The 7863-nt window shown below is 72.8% G+C and carries 8 protein-coding genes; 3 read left to right on the forward strand and 5 right to left on the reverse strand.

Annotated features, from left to right (window positions below; translation table 11 throughout):
* The 3 genes from VGR37_05880 to VGR37_05890 all read left to right on the forward strand — a co-directional run.
* The coding region (locus VGR37_05880; GenBank protein ID HEV2146908.1) for a DR2241 family protein at positions 1 to 891 on the forward strand (891 nt) is incomplete at its 5' end.
* Positions 888 to 1757, forward strand: coding sequence for an alpha/beta hydrolase (locus VGR37_05885; protein HEV2146909.1), 870 nt, complete (start codon positions 888 to 890; stop codon positions 1755 to 1757). The genes VGR37_05880 and VGR37_05885, both read left to right, overlap by 4 nt.
* 112 nt (positions 1758 to 1869) lie before the next feature.
* Positions 1870 to 2106 (forward strand): ferredoxin, encoded by a 237-nt coding sequence (locus VGR37_05890; GenBank protein HEV2146910.1) that lies wholly within the window; start codon positions 1870 to 1872, stop codon positions 2104 to 2106.
* An 88-nt stretch (positions 2107 to 2194) separates the two neighbouring features.
* On the opposite strand, the gene VGR37_05895 is transcribed toward VGR37_05890, so the two are convergent.
* The 5 genes from VGR37_05895 to VGR37_05915 form a co-directional block, all read right to left on the reverse strand.
* Positions 2195 to 3433 (reverse strand): hypothetical protein, encoded by a 1239-nt coding sequence (locus VGR37_05895; protein HEV2146911.1) that lies wholly within the window; start codon positions 3431 to 3433, stop codon positions 2195 to 2197.
* Positions 3430 to 4092 (reverse strand): hypothetical protein, encoded by a 663-nt coding sequence (locus tag VGR37_05900; GenBank protein HEV2146912.1) that lies wholly within the window; start codon positions 4090 to 4092, stop codon positions 3430 to 3432. Before VGR37_05900 ends, VGR37_05895 begins: the two co-directional genes overlap by 4 nt.
* On the reverse strand, positions 4085 to 4942 hold the full coding sequence (locus VGR37_05905) for a serine hydrolase (protein ID HEV2146913.1): 858 nt from the start codon (positions 4940 to 4942) through the stop codon (positions 4085 to 4087). The genes VGR37_05900 and VGR37_05905 overlap by 8 nt, the downstream gene beginning before the upstream one ends.
* Positions 4943 to 5114: 172 nt before the next feature.
* Complete coding sequence (gene ispG, locus VGR37_05910) at positions 5115 to 6362, reverse strand: flavodoxin-dependent (E)-4-hydroxy-3-methylbut-2-enyl-diphosphate synthase (protein HEV2146914.1); 1248 nt, start codon at positions 6360 to 6362, stop codon at positions 5115 to 5117.
* 63 nt (positions 6363 to 6425) lie between these two features.
* Positions 6426 to 7863 (reverse strand): tetratricopeptide repeat protein (locus VGR37_05915; protein ID HEV2146915.1); only part of this gene is annotated, 1438 nt, incomplete at its 5' end.

The raw sequence follows: 7863 nt of genomic DNA on the forward strand, positions 1-7863 counted from the left end.
CTCCTCGCCTGGGTGGACGAGGCGGGGGCGGAGGGGCGCGTGTTCCTCCAGGTGCGGATCCGCCCGGCGGGCAAGGGGCGCTACGAGGTGCGCCACGTCGCCGACGCGGCGGTCCCGGAGGGCGGGCTGGAGGTCTTCCGCGACCCCTTCGCGGCGCGGGAGATCGCCCAGACCACGAGCGCGGGGGAGCACCGGCCGCTGAAGACGGCCCCCAACCTGCGGAGCGGGTGGGCGCTGGTGGAGCTGGACGGCGGCGGCCTCTGGACGGCGCTCGACTACCTGTACCCGGCCTGCGCCGCGCACTGGCACGCCGGGCGCACGGGGACGCTGCGCCCGACGCACTGGCGCGCAACGGCGGGGCGGCAGAGCGGGATGTACTCCGCGGTGAAGCTCCTCCCGGACCCGGCGGTCCGCAACGCGGTGCGCGCCTGCTGCGGCGACGCCGTGTGCCTGCGCCGCGTCGCGTGGGAGGTCGACGCGGAGACCCCGCTGGGGATGGTCGACGAGGGCCCCCCCGCGGGGGAAGCGGAGGTCCCCTGCCCCGAGGCGTGCTCCATCTTCGTCTCCTTCGCGCGGAAGGTGCTGACGCTGGAGCGGGCGCCGCGCCGGGAGGTCCCCGGACTCGCGCCGATGAGCGCGGCGGAGCTGGAGCAGGTGCGCGAGGTGGTGGCGGCGGCGGCGAACGGGACCCTGGGCACGGTGCGCGAGGGTGAGTTCGACGACCCCGCCAACGCGCGCCGCATCCGCTACCTGGCCGCGCGCCTGGCGGAGGCCGCCGCGGAGCGGGAGCCCGCCGAGGCGGACGAGCTCCCCTGCGAGGGGTGCCCCCGCCCCACGCCCTGCGCCGCGTGCCCGCTGACGGCCGCATTGACCCGAACCGCGACGCCATGAGCCCCCCAACTCGTAGCCCCGAGCCCGCCATCACCCTGACCCGCTGGGAGCTCCGCCCGCCGGGCGACGAGCTTCCCGTCCGGGGCGACGTGCGCCTTCTCGCGGGGACGGAGCCCCGCTCCGCGGTGGTGGTCTGCCACGGCTTCAAGGGATTCCGCACCTGGGGATTCTTCCCCCCCCTCGCCCGCGCACTGGCGCGCGCCGGCTACGCGGCCGTGACCTTCGACTTCTCGCGCAACGGGGTCGGGGCGGACGGGGTGGACTTCTCCGCGCTGGACCGCTTCCGGGAGAACACGCACACCCGCAACGTGGACGAGATCCGGCTGGTGCTGGACGCGCTCCACCGGGGCGGCATCCTCCCGCGCGCGCCGCGCCGGACGGGGCTGTTCGGCCACTCGCGCGGAGGGGGCGAGGCGGTGATCGCGGCCGCGGAGGACCCGCGCGTGGACGCGCTCGCCACCTGGGCGGCGATCTCGGACATCCCGGCGCGCTGGAGCCCGGAGCAGGTGGAGGCCTGGAAGCGCGGCGAAACGGTGGAGATCGCCAACGCGCGCACCGGGCAGGCCATGCCCGTGGGCCCGGCCTACTGGCGCGACGTGGAGATGAGCCGCGAGCGCCTGGACGTCCTCCGCGCGGCCCGTGCCCTGTCGGCGCCCTGGCTGATCGTGCACGGGGAGGAGGACGAGACGGTCCCGGCCGCGGAGGGGCACGCGCTCTTCGAGGCGGCGGGAGACGAGACGGAGCTGCTCCTCGTGGAGGGCGCGGGGCACACCTTCGGCGCCGTGCACCCGTACGCCGGGGCGACGCCGGAGCTGAAGGCGGCGACCGACGCCACGATCGAGTGGTTCGGCCGCCACCTGAGGTAGGCGGACGCCGCCCGTTCGGCGTGGACAACCCAGGACCGGCCTGTTATTCTACGCCCGGCCCAGCGACCGGCCGCACGAGCGAACCATCAACCACGCCGTTCCGGAGAGCCACATGCCGTACGTGATCGCCGAGCCGTGCATCGGGACCAAGGACGCGAGCTGCGTCGAGGTCTGCCCGGTGGACTGCATCTACGAGGCCGAGGACCAGTTCTACATCAACCCGGACGAGTGCATCGACTGCGGCGCCTGCGAGCCGGAGTGCCCCGTCAGCGCCATCTTCCCGGACACCGACGTACCGCCCGAGTGGTCGGAGTACATCGAGAAGAACCGCGTGCTCTCCGAGAAGTAGGCCCGGCTCTCTCCGGATGCCGTGACGTCCAGAGGGCACCCCCCGAGTGCGGGAGGTGCCCTCTGGTCTTGTGTGCCGTGGCGGTCCCCTACCCTCCCCGCGGAACGGGGCGCTCCCAGTCGCGCAGGTGGTTCAGCAGGTAGTCGATGCCGAACACGTGGCGGGTGCCGTCGTCGTCTCGTTGGAAGACCACTTCCGACCATCCCCGCATCCGCCGGGGCGTGTAGCGCCGGCCGTTCATCCAGAGCTTCTGGCCGGAGATGGCGCGGATGAGCACGCGCTCGTACCGGGAGCGCGACAGATCGCGCTCGGGAAAGAGGTTGTCCCAGGTGCAGAGCCGCCCCACGTCGTCGTACTCCGCCGGGCGGTCGTCCAGGTCCAGGAGCGAGGGCGCGCGCCCCCGCATCACCGAGCCGATGAGGCGGAAGGTGAACGGGTCGGAAAAGCGGCGGATGGGGTGCCAGAAGTGCCGCACCGTGAGCCCCGCGATCCCGCGCAGCGAGAGGCGCCGTCCGTCGGTGGTGTCCCACACGGGGGCGTCCACGTCGGAGGTGAAGGGGTCGCGGGGGTAGCACTCGGCCTTCGCCAGCCACCCCTTGCGGCTGGTGTGCGGGACGGGCCGGAAGCCGGCGATCACCGGGATCCCCATCCGCTCCAGCATCTCCAGCTCGAACGAGGGCCAGGTCATCACCTCCCGCACGATCCCCACGATCAGCGTCGCCGTGGCGATCATCAGCGACGCGCTGGGGGTGAAGTCCACCGTCACCTCGATCCGGTCGCCGCGCGGCCGCACACCCACCCCGGTGGAGCGCCGGTTGGTGGCCAACATCATCACCGACGGCGGGAGGAGGTAGGCGAGGAGGAGCGCGAGCTTCTGCACCGTGCGGCTGCGCCCCTGCTGCTCGCGTGGGAGCTCGAAAGAAATGTTGTAGTGGGCGCTGAAGCCCACCAGCCGCACCTCGCGCCCCGTGCGGCGCTCCCAGTGGTCCAGCTCGCCGCGCAGGTAGAGGATGGACTCCCAGAGCGACCGGCCCGTGCGGGCGGCCGCGCCGCGCTCGATCTCGATGACCGGCGTGGCGACCTCGATCACGCCGGTGTCGAAGTACACGGCGCCGCCGGTGGGGAGGTGGTACGAGGTCCCCACCCGGTGCATCAGCCGGTCGCGCACGAAGGCGCGCGGCGAGCCGAACAGCTCCTCCGGGCACACCGGCTCCCCGTCCAGCAGGAGGGAGAACTCGGCCTCCATCCCCATGGCGGCCAGCTCCAGCCGCCCGGCGCCCTTCCGGCCCTTCCCCGCGCCCGTCTTCTTGCTCGCGTTCTGTGTCATGCACCAACCTCTTCGGCTTCGGCCACGCGCTCGTCCTCTCCCTCCAGCGGATCGGCGTCCCCCGCGTCCTCGCCGGGCGAGTCGTGGGGGACGGCTTCGGTGTAGCCCAGGTCCAGGTGGAGGTGGTCGTCGGCCTCCCCCACGCCGTGCCCCCACGGGCGGGTCCAGAGCCCGGGGATCAGCTCCCGGGCCATGCGGGCGTACCGGCGGATCGTCTTCTCGTCGTCTAGCCAGTCGTCCCCGATACGATACAGGTTCACCGCGGTCCCCCACGAGTGGGTGGTGGCGTGCGCGGAGAGCCGGTGCGCGGGGGAGCGGTACCCCCCGTTCGCGGCGATGTGGACGTAGGTGTCCACCACCCGGCGGAACAGCTCGAGCTGGGCCGCGAGCACCGCGACCGCGCAGGGGATGTACCGCGGCCAGGCCCGGCGCAGCAGGTCCGCCTCGCGCACGTCGGAGTTGATGAACTCCCACACCATGAAATGCTCGGTCAGCGCGGTGTCGCGCGCCGCCTCCCACGAGGGGATCTCGTAGAAGAAGCGCGGGAGGCGGCGTAGCCGCCGGCTCCGGTCGCGCAGCAGCTCGCCCGGGCGGAGCACCGCCCGGTACTCGTCGCCCAGGGTGAGCCCGTCCACCCAGCGGAAGGGGAACTCAGGCATCTGGCGACTCCCCCAGGTCCATCAGGTGCTCGTAGACCGCGCGGGAGATGCGCGCGATGGTGTCGCTCCGCCCGGAGGCGCCGCGCTCCCACTGGGTGAGCACCACCAGGACGTAGGGCTTGCGGTCGGGGAGGTAGACGATGGCCGCGTCGTGCGCCACGGTGGAGATCTCCCCCGTCTTGTTGGCGACGCGGGCGTCGTCCGGGACGCCGGCGGGGATCCCGCTGCGGAACTCCTGATCGTGCAGGATCTCCAGCATCCGCGCCGAGGCCATCACCGAGAAGGCGGTCCCCTCCTCGATGTGGCGGAGGACGGCGACGAGCCCGTTGGCGGTCACCATGTTGTTGATCCCCTCCTCGTAGGCGCGCTCGTCCTCCACCCCCCGCTCCAGGGTGACGCCCTCGATTCCCAGCTCCCGGATGGAGGCGCGCATCTCGTCCAGCCCCACCACCTCCACCAGGAGGTTGGTGGCCAGGTTGCTGCTGGTGACGATCATGTGGCGGGCCAGCTCCCGGACCCGCATGGTCCGCCCGAGGTGCTTGTGCACCACCGAGTTGGCGTCGCGCCCCGATTCCACCCGGAAGGGCTCGCCGTCGGCCACGCTGAGGAAGCGATTGCGCACGTGCACCCGCCCGTTCAGCGGGAGCTGCCCCTTCTGCGCGGCGCCGAAGACGCCCAGCAGCATGGGGACCTTGATGGTGCTGGCGGCGTGGAACCACTCGTCGCCGCTGTAGTGCCAGTGGGTGCGCGTCTCGTAGTCGTAGTAGGCCGCGGCCACGGATTCCGCTCCGGCCTCCTGCCGGATCCGCCGCACCGCCGCGGCAAGCTCGTCGTTGTCTTCGGAACTCATGGGTCGGGATACGCATTGAAAGGCCCCGCCGCCGATCCGCGGCGACAGGGCGCTGCGCTGCTTTGCAGGTTTGAAGCCAGCGCCGCGCACGGGCGCCCGGAGAAAGGGAGCGGGGCCGGAGGAGCAATCCCCCGGCCCCGCCTCCGTCCGGGCGCACTCCGTCGCCTCGTGCTCAGACCCCGGCCGGCTCCACCGCCGCGCGGGCCGGGTAGTGCGTCTCCACGTACTCATCCAGGATCCGCTTGAACTCCTCGGCGATGTGGTCGCCCTTGAGGGTGACGCGGTGCTCGCCGTCCACGTACACCGGGGCCTTGGGCTCCTCGAAGGTGCCGGGGAGGGAGATCCCCAGGTTGGCGTGCTTGCTCTCGCCGGGGCCGTTCACCACGCACCCCATCACCGCCACCTTCATCTCCTCCACGCCGGGGTGCGTCTCCCGCCAGACGGGCATCTGGTCGCGGAGGTAGCCCTGGACGTCCTCCGCCAGCTTCTGGAAGTAGGTGGAGGTGGTGCGCCCGCACCCGGGGCAGCTCGTCACCTGGGGGGTGAAGGAGCGGATCTCCAGCGACTGCAGCACTTGCTGCGCGACGTGCACCTCCTCGGTGCGGTCGCCGCCGGGCTTGGGAGTGAGCGAGACGCGGATGGTGTCGCCGATCCCCTGCTGCAGCAGGATGGAGAGCCCCGCCGTGGAGGCGACGATCCCCTTGGTCCCCATCCCCGCCTCGGTGAGCCCAAGGTGCAGCGGGTAGTCGCAGAGCACGGCGAGGCGTCCGTACACCGCCACCAGGTCCTGCACCCCGCTCACCTTGGCGGACAGGATGATCCGGTCGTGCGGGAGCCCCACCTCCTCGGCGAGCGCGGCGGAGCGGAGCGCGCTCTCGACCATGGCGGAGCGGAGCACCTCCTGGGCGTCTACGCGGTCCTCCGGGGGGAGGCCGGCGTTGGCGTCCATCATCTGCGTGAGGAGGTTCTGGTCCAGCGACCCCCAGTTCACCCCGATGCGCACCGGCTTTTCCCAGCGGATCGCCTGCTCCACGATGGTGGCGAAGTTGGCGTCGCGCCGGCTGGTGCCCACGTTGCCGGGGTTGATGCGGTACTTCGCCAGCGCCTCGGCGGCGTCCGGGTACTTCGTGAGCAGGAGGTGCCCGTTGTAGTGGAAGTCGCCCACGATGGGGACGTCGACGCCGCGCCGCCGCAGCCCCTCCACGATGTAGGGGACGGCGCGCGCGGATTCGTCGTTGTTGACCGTGACGCGGACGACCTCGCTCCCCGCCCGCCAGAGCGCGGCCACCTGGCGGACGGTCCCCTCTACGTCGGCGGTGTCGGTGTTGGTCATGGACTGCACCACCACCGGGTGGTCGCTCCCCACCCGGACGCCGCCCACGTCCACGGTAACGGTCCTTCTGCGCTGGATGGCTGACATCTGCCCGCTCATGAGTTGTGCCGGTACCGCTCTGGGAGGGTGAAATCTAGCGCCGGGCGGGGGTTACGGCAAAGCGGGGAAGCCCACCCGCGCGCACAGCCGCCCGAAGCGGGGGTCGGCGCGCAGGGGGTCCAGGAGCGGGTCCACCCGCAGGTAGATGACGGAGCCCGAGCGGGCGTCGCACGCCGCCTCCAGCCACCGGAGCGCCGCGTCCGTATCGCCCAGCCCCAGGTGCACCAGCGCGAAGTACTCGGGCGGGACGTAGCGCTCCTCCGCCATGGCGTGGAGGCGGGCGAGCAGCGTACCGGCCTTCTCCCTGCGCCCCGCCCTCCCCTGGGCGTGCCCGAGCAGGGCCAGCACGACGGGGCGGGGGCTGTCGGAGGGATTCAGCGTACGCTCCAGCTCCGCCACCGCCTCGTCCGCCGCCCCGGACTGGGCCAGCGTGAGGCCGAGCCCCAGCCGCGCGGGAACGAAGGCGGGGTCCACCTCCAGGACCGCGCGGTACTCCCGGAGCGCGGCGTCGTACTCCCGCCCGAAGTAGAGCTGCCGGGCGAGCGCGGTCCCCATCACCAGCGACATGGGGTCCAGCTCTCGCGCGCGCCGCACCGCGTCCAGCGCCTCGGCGTGCCGCCCCACCGCGCCCAGGTAGAGCGAGTACCAGTGGTACGCCACCGCGTAGCCGGGGTTGAGCTGCAGGGCGCGGCGGAAGGAGCGGGCGGCGCCCTCCCAGTCCCACTCGTAGTTCAGCAGGACGTTGGCGAGGGCGGTGTGCGCCTCGGCCAGGTCCGGGCGGAGGGCGAGGGCGCGCGTGGCGGCCTCCCGCGCCCGGGGGTAGACCTCGCCGGGGGGGAGCACGCCGTAGTCGAAGGCGCCCAGCATGTTGTAGGCATCGGCGAGGCCGATGTGGGCCAGCGCGAAGGCGGGATCCCGCTCCAGAGCCCGGCGGAAGTAGCCGATGGCCTCCTCCAGCCCCTCGGGCGTCCGCGTGTACCAGCAGGAGCGGCCGCGCAGGTACAGGGCGTGCGCCTCGGGGTCCCCGGTAGAGCTGCGGACCAGCGCCCCGCCCCCGTCGCCCGCCAGCTCCACCCGCAACGAGTCCACCACGGCGCGGGCGATCTCGTCCTGCACGGCGAAGACGTCGCCGATCTCCCGGTCGTAGCGGTCCGACCAGAGCAGCGAGCCGGTGCCGGCCTCCACCAGCCGCACGGCGATGCGGAGGCTCCCCCCGCTCTTCCGGACGCTCCCCTCCAGCAGGTGCGTCACCCCCAGCCGCCGCCCGATCTCCGGCGCCGGCACCCGCGTCCCCTTGAAGGCGAAGGCGGAGGTGCGCGCGATCACCCGCAGCCCCCGCACCCGGCTGAGCGCGTCGGTGATCTCCTCGGTGAGCCCGTCGCTGAAGTACTCGCTCCTGCGGCCGCGGGTGTCGTCCTCGAAGGGGAGCACGGCGATCCCGGCGGCGGGCTGCCGGGGAGGCGTCGCCGTATCAGGCTCGGGCTCGGGC

Source organism: Longimicrobiaceae bacterium (assembly GCA_035936415.1).
Taxonomy (GTDB): domain Bacteria; phylum Gemmatimonadota; class Gemmatimonadetes; order Longimicrobiales; family Longimicrobiaceae; genus JAFAYN01.